Origin of the sequence: Pseudomonas sp. NPDC089406, assembly GCF_044900265.1 — a bacterium.
Classification (GTDB): domain Bacteria; phylum Pseudomonadota; class Gammaproteobacteria; order Pseudomonadales; family Pseudomonadaceae; genus Aquipseudomonas; species Aquipseudomonas fakonensis.
This window is the reverse complement of record NZ_JBJDNC010000030.1, coordinates 1-15,124: the sequence shown is the minus strand read 5'-3', so window position 1 is coordinate 15,124 and position 15,124 is coordinate 1. Positions and strand designations below refer to the sequence as shown.

General features: G+C 65.1%; 13 protein-coding genes and 1 tRNA gene. 6 read left to right on the top strand and 8 right to left on the bottom strand.

What is annotated here, in order from left to right; translation table 11 throughout:
- Window positions 1–90: 90 nt before the first annotated feature.
- Window positions 91–972: a LysR family transcriptional regulator gene (locus tag ACI2KK_RS20210; protein WP_404670286.1), complete on the bottom strand. Its 882-nt coding sequence runs from the start codon at window positions 970–972 to the stop codon at window positions 91–93.
- Between the two features lie 107 nt (window positions 973–1,079).
- On the opposite strand from ACI2KK_RS20210, the gene ACI2KK_RS20205 reads away from it, so the two are divergent.
- Entirely contained in the window at window positions 1,080–2,270 is a 1,191-nt protein-coding gene (locus ACI2KK_RS20205; protein WP_404670285.1) for an MFS transporter, read from the top strand.
- A gap of 284 nt (window positions 2,271–2,554) precedes the next feature.
- Here the strand turns inward: ACI2KK_RS20205 and ACI2KK_RS20200 are convergent, their stop codons facing one another.
- From ACI2KK_RS20200 to ACI2KK_RS20180, 5 genes are all read right to left on the bottom strand, one after another.
- On the bottom strand, window positions 2,555–3,835 hold the full coding sequence (locus ACI2KK_RS20200; RefSeq protein ID WP_404670336.1) for a TolC family outer membrane protein: 1,281 nt from the start codon (window positions 3,833–3,835) through the stop codon (window positions 2,555–2,557).
- 72 nt (window positions 3,836–3,907) lie between these two features.
- Window positions 3,908–5,200, bottom strand: a complete 1,293-nt coding sequence (locus ACI2KK_RS20195; RefSeq protein WP_404670284.1) for an HlyD family type I secretion periplasmic adaptor subunit — start codon at window positions 5,198–5,200, stop codon at window positions 3,908–3,910.
- On the bottom strand, window positions 5,197–6,918 hold the full coding sequence (locus tag ACI2KK_RS20190) for a type I secretion system permease/ATPase (protein ID WP_404670283.1): 1,722 nt from the start codon (window positions 6,916–6,918) through the stop codon (window positions 5,197–5,199). Before ACI2KK_RS20190 ends, ACI2KK_RS20195 begins: the two co-directional genes overlap by 4 nt.
- Window positions 6,919–6,962: 44 nt before the next feature.
- On the bottom strand, window positions 6,963–7,334 hold the full coding sequence (locus ACI2KK_RS20185; protein WP_404670282.1) for an AprI/Inh family metalloprotease inhibitor: 372 nt from the start codon (window positions 7,332–7,334) through the stop codon (window positions 6,963–6,965).
- Between the two features lie 57 nt (window positions 7,335–7,391).
- Complete coding sequence (locus ACI2KK_RS20180; RefSeq protein ID WP_404670281.1) at window positions 7,392–8,849, bottom strand: serralysin family metalloprotease; 1,458 nt, start codon at window positions 8,847–8,849, stop codon at window positions 7,392–7,394.
- A 431-nt stretch (window positions 8,850–9,280) separates the two neighbouring features.
- Here ACI2KK_RS20180 and ACI2KK_RS20175 point away from each other — a divergent pair, with 431 nt between their 5' ends.
- Together ACI2KK_RS20175 and ACI2KK_RS20170 are read left to right on the top strand one after the other, a co-directional pair.
- Complete coding sequence (locus ACI2KK_RS20175) at window positions 9,281–9,658, top strand: hypothetical protein (RefSeq protein WP_404670280.1); 378 nt, start codon at window positions 9,281–9,283, stop codon at window positions 9,656–9,658.
- Between the two features lie 180 nt (window positions 9,659–9,838).
- Window positions 9,839–11,974, top strand: a complete 2,136-nt coding sequence (locus tag ACI2KK_RS20170) for a TonB-dependent siderophore receptor (RefSeq protein ID WP_404670279.1) — start codon at window positions 9,839–9,841, stop codon at window positions 11,972–11,974.
- Window positions 11,975–12,114: 140 nt separating this feature from the next.
- Here the strand turns inward: ACI2KK_RS20170 and ACI2KK_RS20165 are convergent, their stop codons facing one another.
- Window positions 12,115–13,011, bottom strand: coding sequence for a class I SAM-dependent methyltransferase (locus ACI2KK_RS20165; protein ID WP_404670278.1), 897 nt, complete (start codon window positions 13,009–13,011; stop codon window positions 12,115–12,117).
- A gap of 203 nt (window positions 13,012–13,214) precedes the next feature.
- Between ACI2KK_RS20165 and ACI2KK_RS20160 the strand changes: the two genes are divergently transcribed.
- Window positions 13,215–13,457: a type II toxin-antitoxin system Phd/YefM family antitoxin gene (locus tag ACI2KK_RS20160; RefSeq protein ID WP_404670277.1), complete on the top strand. Its 243-nt coding sequence runs from the start codon at window positions 13,215–13,217 to the stop codon at window positions 13,455–13,457.
- Window positions 13,454–13,717: a Txe/YoeB family addiction module toxin gene (locus ACI2KK_RS20155; RefSeq protein WP_404670276.1), complete on the top strand. Its 264-nt coding sequence runs from the start codon at window positions 13,454–13,456 to the stop codon at window positions 13,715–13,717. Before ACI2KK_RS20160 ends, ACI2KK_RS20155 begins: the two co-directional genes overlap by 4 nt.
- A gap of 67 nt (window positions 13,718–13,784) precedes the next feature.
- Here ACI2KK_RS20155 and ACI2KK_RS20150 read toward each other — a convergent pair.
- Window positions 13,785–13,874, bottom strand: a tRNA-Ser gene (locus ACI2KK_RS20150).
- 289 nt (window positions 13,875–14,163) lie between these two features.
- On the opposite strand from ACI2KK_RS20150, the gene ACI2KK_RS20145 reads away from it, so the two are divergent.
- Window positions 14,164–14,853: a crotonase/enoyl-CoA hydratase family protein gene (locus ACI2KK_RS20145; protein WP_404670275.1), complete on the top strand. Its 690-nt coding sequence runs from the start codon at window positions 14,164–14,166 to the stop codon at window positions 14,851–14,853.
- The last annotated feature ends 271 nt before the right edge of the window (window positions 14,854–15,124 follow it).

The window sequence follows — 15,124 nt, the reverse complement described above, 5'->3', positions numbered from 1 at the left end:
CAGCCCCAGGCTCTTGATATTGCTCAAGATCGCCGGGGCTGCTGCGCAGCCCTTTCGCGACACAAGGCCGCTCCTACACAGAGGATCGCATTACCCTGTGGTAGACAGGTTTTGTTCCATCACCTCCAGAAACGCCCGCGCTGCCGGCGTCGGGCTGGGTGACCAGACGGCATACAGGTGACGCACCGGTGCCCCCGCCAGCGCCACCGTAGCCACCCCCTGGAAACCCCGCGCGATGCGTTCGGGCACCAGCCCCACAGCCATGCCGCGCTGCACGAACTTTTCCACCAGGCGAATATGCCCGATCTCGAACTGCACCCGGCGCAGCAGCCCCGCCGCTTGGAATGCCTCGTCGGTTTGCCGCCGCGCCCCGGTGCCTTCGGGGAAGTCCACCAGCACCTCGCCGGCAAGTTCCGCCAGTGCCAGCTGCGTGCTCCCCGCCAGCCGGTGCCCGAGGGGCAGCACCGCCACCAGTTCCTCCCGCGCCAGCAGCCGATGCTGCACGCCCTGCAACACCTCGCCCTGCCACAGGCCGATAAAGCCCACGTCCAGGCGCCGCTCGATCACGTCGGCCACCAGCAGCTCGCTCTTGGCCGTCAGCCAGCGCACGTCCACATCCGGGTGACGGCTGTGGAACACCTCCAGCACCTCCACCAGGTCCAGCGCGGTCAACGAGCTGATCTCACCAATCGACAGGCGCCCGCGCACTTGCCCGCAGGCGGCGGCCACGTCGTCGGCGATACGCCGCGCCGCTTCCACCGCCGGCCGCGCGCTTTGCACGAAGGCCTCGCCGGCCGGGGTCAGGCGCACCCGCCGCGAGGTGCGCTCGAACAGGCTCACCCCCAGTTGCGCCTCCAGGCGCGCCACCTGGTGGCTGAGCGCCGACTGCACCACATGGCAGCGCTCGGCGGCGCGGGTAAAACTGCCACTGTCGGCCACCGCCAGGGCGTACTCCAGTTGCTTGAGGTTCATGATCTATCTGTTTTCAAGATGGACAAGTTGAAAACTATACATTGGCGTCATGCCAGACACTTCCTGATACTTGTCCGCATTCCTCCTTGCCTGCCACGAGAGCCCCCATGCACACCCCGACACTCAGTCGCGCCCTGATCCTGCTGATGGCCACCGCCACCGGCCTGGCGGTGGCCAGCAACTACTACGCACAACCTTTGCTGCACAGCATCGCCGAGCAGTTCGGCCTGAGCACCGCCAGCGCCGGCAGCATCGTCATCGCTGCCCAGCTCAGCTATGGCGCCGGCCTGCTGTTGCTGGCACCGCTGGGTGACCTGTTCGAGCAGCGTCGGTTGATCGTGACCATGGTGCTGATCTCGACCGCAGGCCTGGTGATCAGCGCCTGCGCGCCCAATCTGCCGTGGCTGATCGTCGGTACCGCGCTGACCGGGCTGTTCTCGGTGGTGGCGCAGATTCTCGTGCCCATGGCCGCCGCCCTGAGCGCCCCCGACCAGCGCGGCCGCGCCGTGGGTACGCTGATGAGCGGCCTGCTGCTGGGTATTCTGCTGGCCCGTACCGCCGCCGGTTTCATGGCCGAGCTGGGCGGCTGGCGCAGCATCTATGTGCTGGCCGCGGTGCTGATGGCGATCACCGCCGTGGCCCTGTACCGCAGCCTGCCGCAGCACCACAGCCATGCCGGGCTCAAATACCCGGCGCTGATCGGCTCGGTGTTCCGCCTGTTCGCCGAAGAGCCGGTGCTGCGCCTGCGCTCGCTGCTGGGGCTGCTGTCGTTCAGCCTGTTCGCGCTGTTCTGGACGCCGCTGGCGTTTTTGCTGAGCAATGCGCCGTACCACTACTCGGACGCGGTGATCGGCCTGTTCGGCCTGGCCGGCGCGGCGGGTGCGCTGGCCGCCAACTGGGCCGGGCGCCTGGCCGACCGCGGCAAAGGTGCGCTGGGCACCACCGTGGGCCTGACTGCGCTGCTGCTGTCGTGGGTGCCGCTGGGCTTTGCCCAAAGCTCGCTGGCAGCCTTGCTGCTGGGCGTGCTACTGCTGGACCTGGCGGTGCAGTTGGTGCACGTGAGCAACCAGAACGCAGTGATCGTGCTGCGCCCCGAGGCGCGCACCCGGCTCAATGCCGGCTATATCACCTGCTATTTCATCGGTGGCGCGTTGGGGTCGCTGCTGGGCACGCAACTGTTCGAGGTGTACGGCTGGGACGGCATCGTCGTCACGGGCCTGGTGATCGGCGCACTGGCCTTGCTGGTGTGGGCGCTGGCCGAGCGCAAGCGGGTGAAGCTGGAAGCGGCAACAGCCTGACCGGAGGCGATCTGCGGCCTTGTAGGAGCGGCCTTGCCGGGGCGCCGGACCGGTCGGAAAGGGCTGCGCAGCGGCCCCGGCAATTCTGCATGATGCAAAAATCCTGGGGCCGCTTCGCGCCCCTTTCGCGACACAAGGCCGCTCCTACAGATACAGCGTCTGATTCAGGTTCTGCGCAATCCTGTAGGAGCCGGCTTGCCGGCGATCACCGGCGCAGCCGGTGCCAGCGAACGCCTGGGCGGGCCCTATCGCCGGCAAGCCGGCTCCTACAAGGGGGCGCTGATTCAGTGCCTGGCACTGACGAAGGCTTCATCCACCCGCGCCAGCTGTACATCGCTCAATACCCCTGCCTGGTAATGCAGCTTGATCCACGCCAGCAGGTAGTCGTAACGCGCCTGGGCCAGGTCGCGGCGGGTGGTTGCCAGCTGCTGCTCGGCATTGAGCACGTCGAGGTTGACCCGCTCGCCGCCCTGCACGCTCTTGCGCGTCGACAGCACCAGCGCCTCGGCCGCCACCCGTGCCCGCTCGTAGGCGCGCAAGCGGCTGGCGCCGGACTGGCAGGCGTTGTACTGCCGGCGCAGCTCGATCAGGGTGCTGCGGGTGGCGCCGTCCAGCTCGTACTCGGCCTGCTGCATATACCGGCTGGCCTGGCGGGTCGTGGCCGACACGCCGCCGCCGGCAAACAGCGGCAGGCTCACCTCTATACCGACGGTGTTGGTGTCGTAGCGCTGGTTGTAGGTGTTGCCGCTGTCCGACTGCTGGCGCCGCGAGCTGGCATAGGCGGTGACCTTGGGCAGATGCCCGGCACGGTTGCGTTCCACCTCCTGGCGCGCTACCTCCACCGCCTGGCGCGATGAGGCCAGTTGCGGGTTTTCGGCCAGTGCCCGCGCCTGCCAGGCTTCATAGCCCTGGGGCTCGACCTGCGGCAGGGCGAACGCGCTGTCCAGCGGCGCCAGGTCCTCGACCCTGACTGCCGGCTCGCCAATCAGCGCCCCCAGCTCGCGCAATGCGGCGTCCTGATCGTTACGCGCCTGGATTTCCTCGGCATCGGCCAGCTCAAAACGCGCCTGGGCCTCGAGGATGTCAGTGCGGGTGCCCTCGCCAGCTGCGAACAGGCGCCGGTTTTGCTGGAACTGCTGCCGGTACGCCTGCTTGCTGGCCACGCTGATGGCGATCTGGTCCTGGGCGAACAGCGCCTGGGTGTAGCTGGTCATCACCCGCACCAGCAACTGCTGGCTCTGGTCGCGAAAGCTCTCGTCGGCGTACAGCGCCTGGGCCACACCTTTGCGGTAGGCGGCGTAGGCCTGGTAATCGAACAACGGCTGCTGCAGGGTGAACGACGAGCCCATGCTGCTATAGGTGCGGTCCTCCTGCTGGCGTCGCGAATCCCCCAGGTAGCGCACCTGGGAGTCGTTGCGGCCCTTGTTGTAGTTGTACGAAAGGCTCGGCAGCAACCCGGCACGGCCGATGGCGCGGTACTCCTGGCCGGCCTCGCGCTGCTCGAAGGCAGCCAGGTAGACCGGGTCGCGGCGCAGCGCCTGTTCGTACACCTGGAACGGGCCCATGGCCGCCTGCGCCGGCCAGCAGGCACAGGCGGCCAGCAGGCCGGTCAATGCAAAGGTCTTCACGGGCGGTCCTTATTGTTCGGTCAACGCAGACCCTGCGCGGTCGAGCAGGGGCTTGAACAGGTAATTGAGCAGCGAGCGCTCGCCGGTACGCACGAACAGCTCGGCGGGCATGCCCGGGCGAATCACCAGGCCGTTCAGGCGCGCCAGCGCCGCTTCGCTGACCGTGCTGCGCAGCACGTAGTACGGCTGGCCGGTACGTTCGTCGAGCAACTGGTCGGCCGACACCAGCGCCACCTCGCCGCTGACCCGCGGCGTGCGGTTCTGGTTGAAGGCGGTGAACAGGATGTCCACCGGCATCTGCATCGCCACCTTGTCCACCAGGTTGACCGGCAGGCGCCCTTCCACCTCCAGCGCCGTGCCCTGCGGGACGATTTCCAGCAGGGTGTCGCCGGCCCGCACCACGGCGCCTTCGGTATGCACCCCTAGGTTGACGGCAATGCCGTCGGCGGGGGCGACGATGTCACTGTGCTGCAACTCGAAGCGCGCCGAGTTGAGCTGCTGCTCAAGCGTTGCGGCTTTGACCTGAACCTCCGCCAGTTGCGTGCGCACCTCTTTTTGATACTCGTCGCGGCGCTGCTGCAGGTTGAGCCGGGCCTCGACGATCACCTGCTCCAGCCGCGCGCTTTCGCCAGCGTTCTGTGCCAGGTCGCGCTGCACCTGTGACAGCTGGCGCTGGTACTCGAGCACGCGGTTACGCGGGATGTAGCCCTCGCCGGCCAGCGGGCGCAGGTTGTCCAGTTGCTCGCGCAGCGAGTCGGCCTGGGCCTGCAAGTCGCCACGCGCGCGGCGCATGCCGGCCAGCTGGGCCTGGGAGCCGTCGATGCTGGCGGCCAGCGCGCCCTGCTCGCGGGCCTGGGCCTGGCGGCGGCTGTCGAACAGCTGGCGCTGGCCTTCAACAATCAACCCCAGCTGCGGGTCGTCATCGCCCAGCAGTTCGGCGGCAAACGTCAACTGCGCCCGGTTATCACGCTCGGCCTGCCAGCGCGCCAGGCTGGCGAGTGTGGTGCGGTACTGGGCCTGCAAGGCAGCGACATCGGCCTGCACCTGGGTGCGGTCAAGGCGGAACAGCGCCTCGCCCTGATGCACCTGCTGGCCCTCGCGGACCAGAATCCGGCTGACCACCCCAGGGGCCATCGACTGCACCGCCTTGCGCTTGCCCGAAACCACCACGGTGCCCTGCACCGGCACCCCCTGGTCGAGCGGCGCCAGGCTGGCCCAGGCCATGAAACCACCGAAGCCGGCCAGGGTCAGCCACCAGCCCAGGCGCACGTGAAAGCGCGCGTCGCGCTCATGCCGGCTCATGCGCCACCCCCGGCCTGCAGCGGGCGTTGCGCCGGGCCCTGGCCCAGGGCGTGGAGGATGTCGCGGGCCGGGCCAAAGCCCTGCAAGCGGCCTTCGTTAAGCACCAGCAGCTTGTCGGCCTGGCCCAGCGCGGCGCTGCGGTGGGTCACCAGCACCACGCTGCGGCCCAGGGCCTTGAGCTGTTGCAGGGCATTGGCCAAGGCCGCCTCGCCAAGGCTGTCGAGGTTGGAGTTGGGCTCGTCCAGCACCACCAGGCAGGGGTTGCCATACAGGGCCCGGGCCAGGGCGATGCGCTGCTTCTGGCCACCGGAAAGGTCGCCGCCCGCCTCGCCCAGGCGCGTGTCATAGCCCTGCGGCAGGCGCAAGATCAGCTCGTGCACCCCGGCCAGGCGCGCGGCCTCGACCACCTTGTGGCCGTCCAGCTCGCCGAAGCGGGCGATGTTTTCGGCGATGCTGCCGCGCAGCAGCTCGATGTTCTGCGGCAAATAGCCGATGTGCGGGCCTAACGCTTCGCGGTCCCACTGGCTGAGCTCGGCGCCGTCCAGTCGCACCTGCCCGGCCAGGGTCGGCCACACGCCCACCAGCACCTTGGCCAGGGTCGACTTGCCCGAGCCCGAGGCGCCCAGCACCCCCAGCAACTCACCCGGGGCCAGGCTGAAACTGACCTGCTGCAAGGTCGCAAGGTTGCGCCCGGGGGGGCCTGCGCTAACCTGCTCGACCGCCAGTTGCCCGGTGGGTGCCGGCAACGGCATCGGCGCCGCGGGCTCGGGGTGTTCGCGCAGCAGGCTGTCCAGGCGCTGGTAGGCCAGATGCGCGGCGCTCCACTGCTTCCACACGGCAATCAGCTGGTCGATCGGGCTGAGCACCCGGCCCATGAGGATGGAACCTGCGATCATCATGCCCGGGGTCATCTGCCCCTCGATCACCAACAACGCGCCCAGCCCCAGCACCAGCGATTGCAGGCACAGACGCAGGCCCTTGCTGGTGGCGGTGACCACCGCCGAGGTGTCGCTGGCGCGGTTTTGCAGGTCGAGAAAGCGCACATGCAGGGCGAACCAGCGCTGGCGCAGGGCGCCGAGCATGCCCATGGCCTGAATGCTCTCGGCGCTTTGCAACTGGCTGCCGGCCAGTTGCGTCGATTGCAGCTGGTACTGGCTGGCCTCGGCCAAGGTGGCGTGGGTCAGGCGCTCGTTGAGCAGCGCCAGGCCAATCAGCAGCACCGCGCCGACGCAGGCCATCACCCCCAGCCAGAGGTTGAAGACGAAGATCACCGCCAGGTACAGCGGGAACCACGGCGCGTCGAAGAAGGCGAACAGCGCAGGGCCGGTGACGAACTGGCGCAGCTGGGTAAGGTCACCCAGGGCCTGCCCGGCGGCGCCGTCACGCTGGCGCAAGTTGCGTTCGAAGGCGGCGCGGTAAACATTCAGGTTGAAACTTTTTTCCAACTGGTTGCCCACCCGGATAACGATGAAACTGCGCACCGCCTCCAGCGCACCGATATAAACGAAGAAGCCGACGACCATCAGCGTCAGCACCCATAAAGTTGTGGTGTTCTGTGAACTCAGTACACGGTCGTACACTTGCAACATATAAATCGACGGCACCAGCATCAGCAGGTTTATCAAGGCGGTAAAACAGCCCACGCTGATCAAGGTCGATTTGTATTGGCCGAGCGCCGCCCACAAGGGCGCCCCGGGCTTGTGGCTCGGAAGTTTCATGTTTCGCCCTGTCTGGCTGGAACTTTACAAGTTCCAGGCGGGGGTTATGGGTTCAAGCGCTCAAGTACCCGTTGCGTGCCGTCCGGCGCAGCCCAGGTATAACGCTGGGCAGCTTGGCGGCTGAAATGCACCACGCTGCTGCCGTCAGCGCCCACCAGGGCGAGGGTGTCGGGGGTCACCAGCCAGCTGCCGGGGCGCAGCCCGAGCAGGCGCTCGGCGCACGCCAAGTCACCGTCCAGCTGGCCTTCGCTGGCGCCCAGGCGCAGCTCGCAGGGCTGGCCCTGCGGCTGTTCGGCGTAAAGCTGCCAACGCCCGGCCAGTTGCGCGGGGTTGGGGAGTAACAGGCTGCTGCCCATGGCTACCTCGGTCATCCACATCAGGGGGATCGCACACAGCGCGATCAAAGGGTTGCTCACTCGCATCGCTTGGCCTCTTCGGCAGAAGGGGCAGCGCCGAAGCGCCGCCCCCATGCATCAGACCACGATGTCGGTGACTGCGGCCTGGCCAACGGTGGTCACCAGGAAATCACCCAGGCTGTTGCCGGTGAAGTCGATGGCCAGGCTGCCCAGGTTGGTCGCCTGGTCGTAACTCAGCACCGCCTCGCCGGCATGGCCGGTGAAGGCGTTGACGAAGGTCAGCGGCAGGTGGTCCACGGCGAACGCGGCAATGCCCGACAGGTCGATCTTGTCCACACCCGAGGTGAAGTCCATGATCCGGTCCGGCGCGGCCCGGGTCGAGTCGCTGACCGCGCCGAACACGAAGGTGTCGGCACCGCTGCCGCCCCACAGCGTATCGGCACCGCCACCGCCGTAGAGGATGTCGTTGCCGGCACCGCCCTTGAGCAGGTTGGCCACCTGGTTGCCGATCAGCAGGTCGTTGCCCGAACCGCCGATGGCGTTCTCCACGGTGACGCCCTTGGCGATGGACACGTTGCCGACCATGCCGCCCACGTCCGAGAACGACGCCTCGTTGAGGTTGATCTTCTGGTTCTGGGTAAAGCCCGAGAAGTCCAGGGTGTCGTTGCCACCACCGTCCCACACCGCAAACACCACTTTCGACGAGGCCGAGGTGGCCGAGAAGTAGTCGCGATCGGCGGTGGAGTTGAAGCCGTAGGTGGTGTCGCCGGAACGGGTCGCGTAGTTGGCGCCGTAGAGCTTCTGGATGGCCGCGATGTCGTCCATCAGCGGCGCCGAGGCGTAGTACTGCCCGCCGCCCTTGATGAAGTTCTGCCCGGTGTTGCTCTCGCTCCAGTAGCTCATGACGCTGTAGCCGCGCGAATCCTGGGCGTAGGAGGCGTCACGGTAGCTGGGGTTGCCTTCGCCGGCGTTGTAGTCGCCGGGGTGCGACAGGCCCAGCACGTGGCCGATCTCGTGGGTGATGGTCTGGCGCCCGTAGTTGCCGGTGCCGGGGTTGGTGTTGACCTGGTAGCCGCTGTTGATCAGGTACCAGGACTCGCCCTTGTGCGAGCCGGGCTGATCGAACGGCAGGTAGGCGAACGCCGCACCGCCGTCGTTGGCGCTGTAGTTGCCGAAGGTCATGTGGCCGTCGCCGCCGCTGGCCGACTCGGTGAAGGTGACCTTGGCCACGTCCGCCCAGGACTGCATGGCGAGCTTGGCCTGGTCTTTCTGCAGGCTGCTGAACTGGCTGAAACTGCCCAGTTCGCGGCTGTAGAAGTCCGACGGTGCGCGGGTGAGGAAGCTGTAGGTGAGGCTGATGGTGCCGTCCTTGTTCAGGTCTTTCCAGGCGGCGCCATCGCGCAACAAGAAGTCCGCCGCCTGGTCGACGCTGAACGAGGGCTTGCCGTTGATATCGACGCCGCCACGGTCGTACTGGTGGGCAAAACGCTCCACCAGCCCGGCAGTGGCACTCGGCCCGTGGGGTTGCAGCGCGGCCGCGCTTGGAGCAACGGCATTGAGTGTGGCTTTTGACATGCAGTTAACTTCCTTGTGTACAAAAAGCAGTTGATGTCCGACAGGAGTCTCCCACCTGGCGAGTTCATCCTGTCACTCGCCCTTATGAGGCGCAAAAAAACTGACATATTCAGAAACTTTCTGTCCAGCAGTTTTTTGCATATTTGTTCATTTTCGAAAACAGCAACTCTTTGCGAAAAGTCCCCTTGTACGGCAGAGCACTTGTAAAACCATGAGTCCCGTTAATGACTGCCGGGTTTCGTGTTCAAAAGTTCGAAGTTTAATTATGAAAATGCGACCCGCTAATGTTCACTCGAACCATCGCCTATCCGCAGGGATAGTTACCGCGACAACTGGCCACATGACCCTCCGTCGCCTGGCCGTTGACTTGCTAACGGCCGGAGCGCTCAGTAGGCGCTGGTCAAGAAGCCCTTTCCCGACAGGACGACACGATGACAAGACTCACGGTGCAATCCGGCGATTTCTTGCAAGGTGAAGGCGAGTATCGCAATGGAGCGCTCACACTCAAGACCCCGCGCAGCCCCTCGCCTGGCGAGCGCATTTCACTGACCCGCATCACCGACTTGAAGCTTGCCAACCTCGAGTCCACCCGCAGTCTGGGCAGCGCCATCGGCTGGGGCATGGCCGGTGCACTGGTGGCAGGCCCGGTGGGGCTGCTGGCCGGGCTGTTGCTGGGCGGCAAGGAGGATGAAGTGACCTTCCTCGCTACTTTCAAGGACGGGCGCAAGCTGATGGCCATCACCGATGGCAAGACCTGGTCGAAGATCGACGACAGCTGGCGCCGGCATCAGCGCCCGGCTGCCGCCTGAATTTTCACCGGGCTTAAACGTTACTCCCCATAAGTGCCCGCTTTTAAGCGGGCACGCGTGCTTGCGTGCCTGCTAACATGGCGCCCTTTTTTGCCTGCCTGCCCGGCGCAACGCCGGCGGCCCGCGCCTGCCCGACAGCCAACACCCACCGCTGACGCGCGCCTATTCAAGGAGCCTTGCATGACCCCGCTTCGCCCCCGCCTGCCCCTTGGCCTGCTCGGCCTGGGCCTGGCCCTGCACAGTGGCCAGGGCCTGGCCGATGACAGCGTTACCCTGGCCCCGGTGCGGGTCACCGACAGCTACGCAAGCGAAGGCTACCAGGTGCGCGAGGCCCAGGTCGGCGGCCTGCACGCAGCGCCCGTGCTGGACACCCCGGCGGCGGTCAGCGTGTTCAGCCGCCAGCTGCTGGACGACCGCCAGGTGCGCAAGCTCAGCGAAGTGCTGCAAAGCGATGCCTCGGTAGGCGAAAGCTATGCGCCGGTGGGCTACTACGAGAACTTCAACGTGCGCGGTTTCGAGCTTAACGCCGCCAGCAGCTACAAGATCAACGGCCAGACCATCGCCGGCGAGCAGAACGTGGCGCTGGAGAACAAGCAGCAGGTGGAACTGCTCAAGGGCCTGTCGGGCTTGCAGAGCGGCGTGTCCGAGCCTGGCGGGCTGGTCAACTACGTGACCAAGCGCACCGAGGATGTACGCAGCGTCAGTGTGTCGAGCAACGAACAGGGCGAGCGCTATCTGGCCACCGACCTGGGCGGCTGGTTCGGCGCTGAACGCCAGTTCGGTGTGCGGGTGAATCTGGCCCATGAAGACATCCGCTCCTACGTCGATCACGCCGACGGCAAGCGCGACTTCGCCTCGGTGGCCTTCGACTGGCAGATCAACCCCGATGCCGTGCTGGAGCTGGATGCCGAGTACCAGCACCGCGAGCAGTATTCGGTGCCGGGCTACCAGCTGCTGGGCGGCACGTCGCTGCCCCACGGTGTGAACCCGAAGGACCACCTGGCCTGGCAGCAGTGGGCCAAGCCTGTGCAGAACGACTCGCTGAACCTGGGCGGGCGCTTCAAGTACCGGCTGAATGACAACTGGAACAGCACCCTCAGCGCCTCGCGCAGCGAGGTGGTGATCGACGACTACAGCGCCTTCGCCTGGGGCAGCGACGGCGGCAATGCCGCGCACTTCAGCCCCTCGGGCGATTACGACATCTATGATTTCCGCAGCCCCGATGACACCCGCCGCACCGACGAGGCCCAGGCCACGCTCGACGGCAGCTTCCGGGCGCTGGGCGTAGACCATGAACTGACCCTGGGCGCCAGCGCCCAGCGCCGCACCCTCGACCAGCGCCCCTACTACAACATGCTGGTGGGCAGCGGCAACATCGGCGAGGACGCGCCCGCGGTACAACCGTCCAGCGCCCCGGTCGGCGACAGCGAGCGCCGCCTGGACAGCCGCCAGTACGGCCTGTTCTTCAGCGACCGCATCACCTTCAACGAACACTGGCAGACCGTGATCGGCGCCCGCGAAGTGCGCCTGGACGAAAAGACCTGGAAGGAAGGCGGCGAAGCCGGCCGCCATACCCGCCAGTACCAGCTGCTGCCAAACGCCGCGCTGATCTACAAGCCGCAGCCGGACACCACGCTGTACGCCAGCTATTCCAAAGGCCTGTCGGCCGGCGGCACCGCGCCGTGGTTTGCCAGCAACGCCAGTGAAATCCTCGCCCCGACCCTGTCGCGCCAGCTGGAAGTGGGCATCAAGCGCGACTGGCAGGGCATGAGCTTCAGCGCCGCGCTGTTCCAGATCCGCCAGGCCTACCAGTACGCCCGGCCCGAGGGCACCGGCTTCACCTACGTGCAGCAGGGCCAGCAGAAGAACACCGGCCTGGAGTTGGGCGCCAGCGGCCACGTCACCTCGAACCTGCAGATTCACGCCAGCGCTGCGGCGATCCGCGCGCGGGTGCAGAACAGCGGCACCGACACTTACGAGGGCCACCAGGCGATCAACGTGCCGCGCCTGCGCGCGGCGCTGCAGGCCGATTACGCCCTGCCCGTCCCTGGCCTGGCCCTGCTCGGCGGCGCGCGCTACAGCGCCAGCAAGTATGCGAGCCAGGCTGGCAACGTCGAGGTGGGCGGCTACACCGTGTTCGATATCGGTAGCCGCTACCGCACGCAGATTGGTGGCTATGACACCGTGCTGCGCCTGACGGTGGATAACGTCTTCGACAAGCGCTACTGGCGCGATGTGGGGGATTACCTGGGGGACAACTACCTGTTCCCGGGGGCGCCGCGTACGGCCAGGTTGTCGGCTTCGGTGAGTTTCTAGGGTTTGTACGAAAAGTCGCCGAGCGGCGATCAGGCAAGGCGAAAACAGGCGAGGAAGCGGAGTTTACGGGTTGTAAATGAGCATTCCGAGCCTGTTTTCAACGCAGCATGATCGTCGCGCAGGCACTTTTCGTACAAAACCTAGGCCTTGATCATCTTCAGGTAAACCACATTGCGATAAGGGTCGAAGTACACGCAACTGCTGGCAACCCCTGCTACGGGCACCAGCCTGCGCATGTCGTCCCGAGTACGCAGTACCAGATGCCAATCCATGAAGGCCTCCATATAACCGCGCCCCCAGTTGTCCGGTGTGAAGTTGGCGATCAGCACGGTGCCGCCGGGCGCGGTACGCTCGACCAGCAGGCGGGTCAGCGCCGCTGCTGCAGGCTCGGCGAGGTAGTCGTAAAGACCTGCCGAATAGACAAGGTCGAAGCCGCGCAGGCTTGGCTCGCGAACCAGCGATTGTGCGGCCATCCTGCGCGGCACGATCTGCGCGGGCAGGGTCTTGCGCACAACTTCAAGGCTGTCGGGATCCTGGTCCAGGGCTATGAATGTCTCGATGGCTTGCAAGGTTTCGCTGGGCAGCAGCAGACATTCCCGGCAATGACCGCACGCCACTGCCAACACTGAAAGTGCATCACAGCGCCACGCCTGGCTGTCGATCAAGTCAGCGAGGTGCGCCCGTCGCCAACGCACGCTTGCGCCGTTGGGGGAAGCGGTCACGCTGAAAAATAGCTGCCTGCCGAGCTCGCTGCAGGCATCTGGCGGCGTGCGGAAGTAGTTGTAATCCATCATCACCGCGTCGCCTGCATAACCCCGTGGGCGCTCCCTGGCGCGGCGGGTATAAGGGTCTTCGAGCAGCAACTGGTCCAGGGCATGGCTTCGACAGGCGGGCAGGATATCCGCGCGCCACTGCTCATCGGACATCTCCAGCCGATACTCGGTCAGCCCTTCACATAGGGTGGTGAAGTTCTGCGCCGGCTCACCGTTAACCAACCCGTCGTGACAATCCGCAAGCCATGATGCAACGCTCGCCATTGGCCACCTCCCGCCGGTGGTCCTTTATTTGGCGACCACGCTAGCGCTTGGCGATCAGTCTTCCAACTGGCAAAAATGCTAGCCCCCCCACACAGCCAAGCCGGTATCCCACACGGGAAGCTGCACACATGCGGCGACAAAGCGGCATTACCAATGCGTACGTCTTGGCGTACGATGCCTGAAATTTCAGGAGACCAGGCGCCATGCGAATACTGACTGCCAGCGAAGCGCGTACCAACCTCTATCGACTGATGGATCAGTCCGCCGAGTCCCACCAACCGATCATGATCTCGGGCAAGCGCACCAATTCGGTCCTCATCTCTGCCGAGGACTGGGAAGCCATCCAGGAAACGCTCTACCTGCTGTCCACCCCAGGCATGCGCGAATCCATCAAGGAAGGCATGGAAGAGCCAGTGAACGAATGCGCCAAGGACCTTGACTGGTGAGCTGGCAGCTCGCTTTTACCAAACAGGCCCAGAAGGACGCGAAGAAGCTTGCTGCAGCAGGCCTGAAAGAAAAGGCAGTAGCCTTGCTGGAGGTAGTACAGGCAAACCCCTTTCAGAATCCGCCACCTTTCGAAAAGCTGGTGGGAGACCTGAGCGGCGCTTACTCCCGGCGCATCAACATTCAGCACCGCCTTGTCTATCAGGTGCTGCAGGATGATCAGGTGGTCAAGGTGCTGCGGCTTTGGACCCACTATGAATAAAGCGCACCCTGGGCCCAGAAAACAAAAAGCCCCCGAACCTTTCGATTCGGGGGCTTTTCGCAGAATGTGGCGGTGAAGAAGGGATTTGAACCCTTGATACGATTTCTCGTATACACACTTTCCAGGCGTGCTCCTTCGACCACTCGGACACTTCACCGTTTCTCTTCAAGCTGTTCAGCCTGTCGAGGCGCGCTAATTTAGTCGAAGGTCTTTTCTTTGGCAAGCATTTTTTTCAGAATTTTCATGCGCTTAAGCCCTTCCGCCGAAAAGCCGCAGCCATCAGGGCAATGCTGCCATTGTCGCCAGCGCTTTTACCGCCCCTGAAGTGCCTGCCCTGCTGTACTGCGGGATCACAGGCCAAGGCTGACTGGCCAGTCAGCCTTGCTGCTTTACCTGGCTGGCGGTGCTGGGTAACGTCGTCGCCACGCCACCTAAAGGACTCTGCCATGAGCGAGCTGATTACCTACCACGCCGAAGACGGCGTCGCCACCCTGACCCTCAACAACGGCAAGGTCAACGCCATCTCGCCGGATGTCATCACAGCGTTCAACGCAGCCCTGGACCGCGCCGCGCAAGAGCGCGCGGTGGTGATCATCACCGGCCAGCCGGGCATTCTTTCTGGCGGTTACGACCTCAAGGTAATGACTGCCGGCCCCAAGGAGGCGGTAGGCCTGGTGACTGCTGGCTCCACCCTGGCCCGTCGTCTGTTGTCGCACCCGTTCCCGGTGATCGTCGCCTGCCCTGGCCATGCCGTGGCCAAGGGTGCGTTTTTGCTGCTGTCGGCTGATTACCGCATTGGTGTCGAGGGGCCGTACAAGATCGGTCTGAATGAAGTGCAGATCGGTATGACCATGCACCATGCAGGCATCGAACTGGCCCGCGATCGCCTGCGCCGTTCGGCCTTCCACCGGTCGGTGATCAATGCCGAGATGTTCGAGCCTCGGGATGCGCTGGATGCGGGGTTTGTTGACAAGGTTGTGCCGGCTGAGCGGTTGCTCGATGAGGCGCATCAGGTTGCCCGGGAATTGAAGAAGCTGAACATGCTGGCGCACAAGAATACCAAGCTGAAAGTGCGCAAGGGGTTGTTGGAGGCTTTGGATGAGGCGATTTTGCTGGATCAGGGGCATATGGGGTGAGTTGAGGGGTTCGGGTTCGGGTTCGGGTTCGGGTTCGGGTTCGGGTTCGTAGTCCATGGTGATTGCTTTGGTAGATGTACGCGCATTCATTGACGATGTCGGCTTTTCGTCACCTTTCCGCCCTTACGGCGGGTCACTTTTTGTCAAACGCGACAAAAAGTAACCAAAAAACGCTGGCTCCCATCATCCGGCCCCCTACGCTGCGCTCCGGGGGTTCCCTCGCTCCGGGCTTGCTCCGGAGGTACGCGCCGACGGGCCGTCCCTGGCCCGA

Bases quoted from the DNA above. Each gene is read 5' to 3' on its own strand.
- ACI2KK_RS20210 (WP_404670286.1), bottom strand. From the start codon at position 972: ATGAACCTCAAGCAACTGGAGTACGCCCTGGCGGTGGCCGACAGTGGC.
- ACI2KK_RS20205 (WP_404670285.1), top strand. From the start codon at position 1,080: ATGCACACCCCGACACTCAGTCGCGCCCTGATCCTGCTGATGGCCACC.
- ACI2KK_RS20200 (WP_404670336.1), bottom strand. From the start codon at position 3,835: ATGGGCCCGTTCCAGGTGTACGAACAGGCGCTGCGCCGCGACCCGGTC.
- ACI2KK_RS20195 (WP_404670284.1), bottom strand. From the start codon at position 5,200: ATGAGCCGGCATGAGCGCGACGCGCGCTTTCACGTGCGCCTGGGCTGG.
- ACI2KK_RS20190 (WP_404670283.1), bottom strand. From the start codon at position 6,918: ATGAAACTTCCGAGCCACAAGCCCGGGGCGCCCTTGTGGGCGGCGCTC.
- ACI2KK_RS20180 (WP_404670281.1), bottom strand. From the start codon at position 8,849: ATGTCAAAAGCCACACTCAATGCCGTTGCTCCAAGCGCGGCCGCGCTG.
- ACI2KK_RS20175 (WP_404670280.1), top strand. From the start codon at position 9,281: ATGACAAGACTCACGGTGCAATCCGGCGATTTCTTGCAAGGTGAAGGC.
- ACI2KK_RS20170 (WP_404670279.1), top strand. From the start codon at position 9,839: ATGACCCCGCTTCGCCCCCGCCTGCCCCTTGGCCTGCTCGGCCTGGGC.
- ACI2KK_RS20165 (WP_404670278.1), bottom strand. From the start codon at position 13,011: ATGGCGAGCGTTGCATCATGGCTTGCGGATTGTCACGACGGGTTGGTT.
- ACI2KK_RS20160 (WP_404670277.1), top strand. From the start codon at position 13,215: ATGCGAATACTGACTGCCAGCGAAGCGCGTACCAACCTCTATCGACTG.
- ACI2KK_RS20145 (WP_404670275.1), top strand. From the start codon at position 14,164: ATGAGCGAGCTGATTACCTACCACGCCGAAGACGGCGTCGCCACCCTG.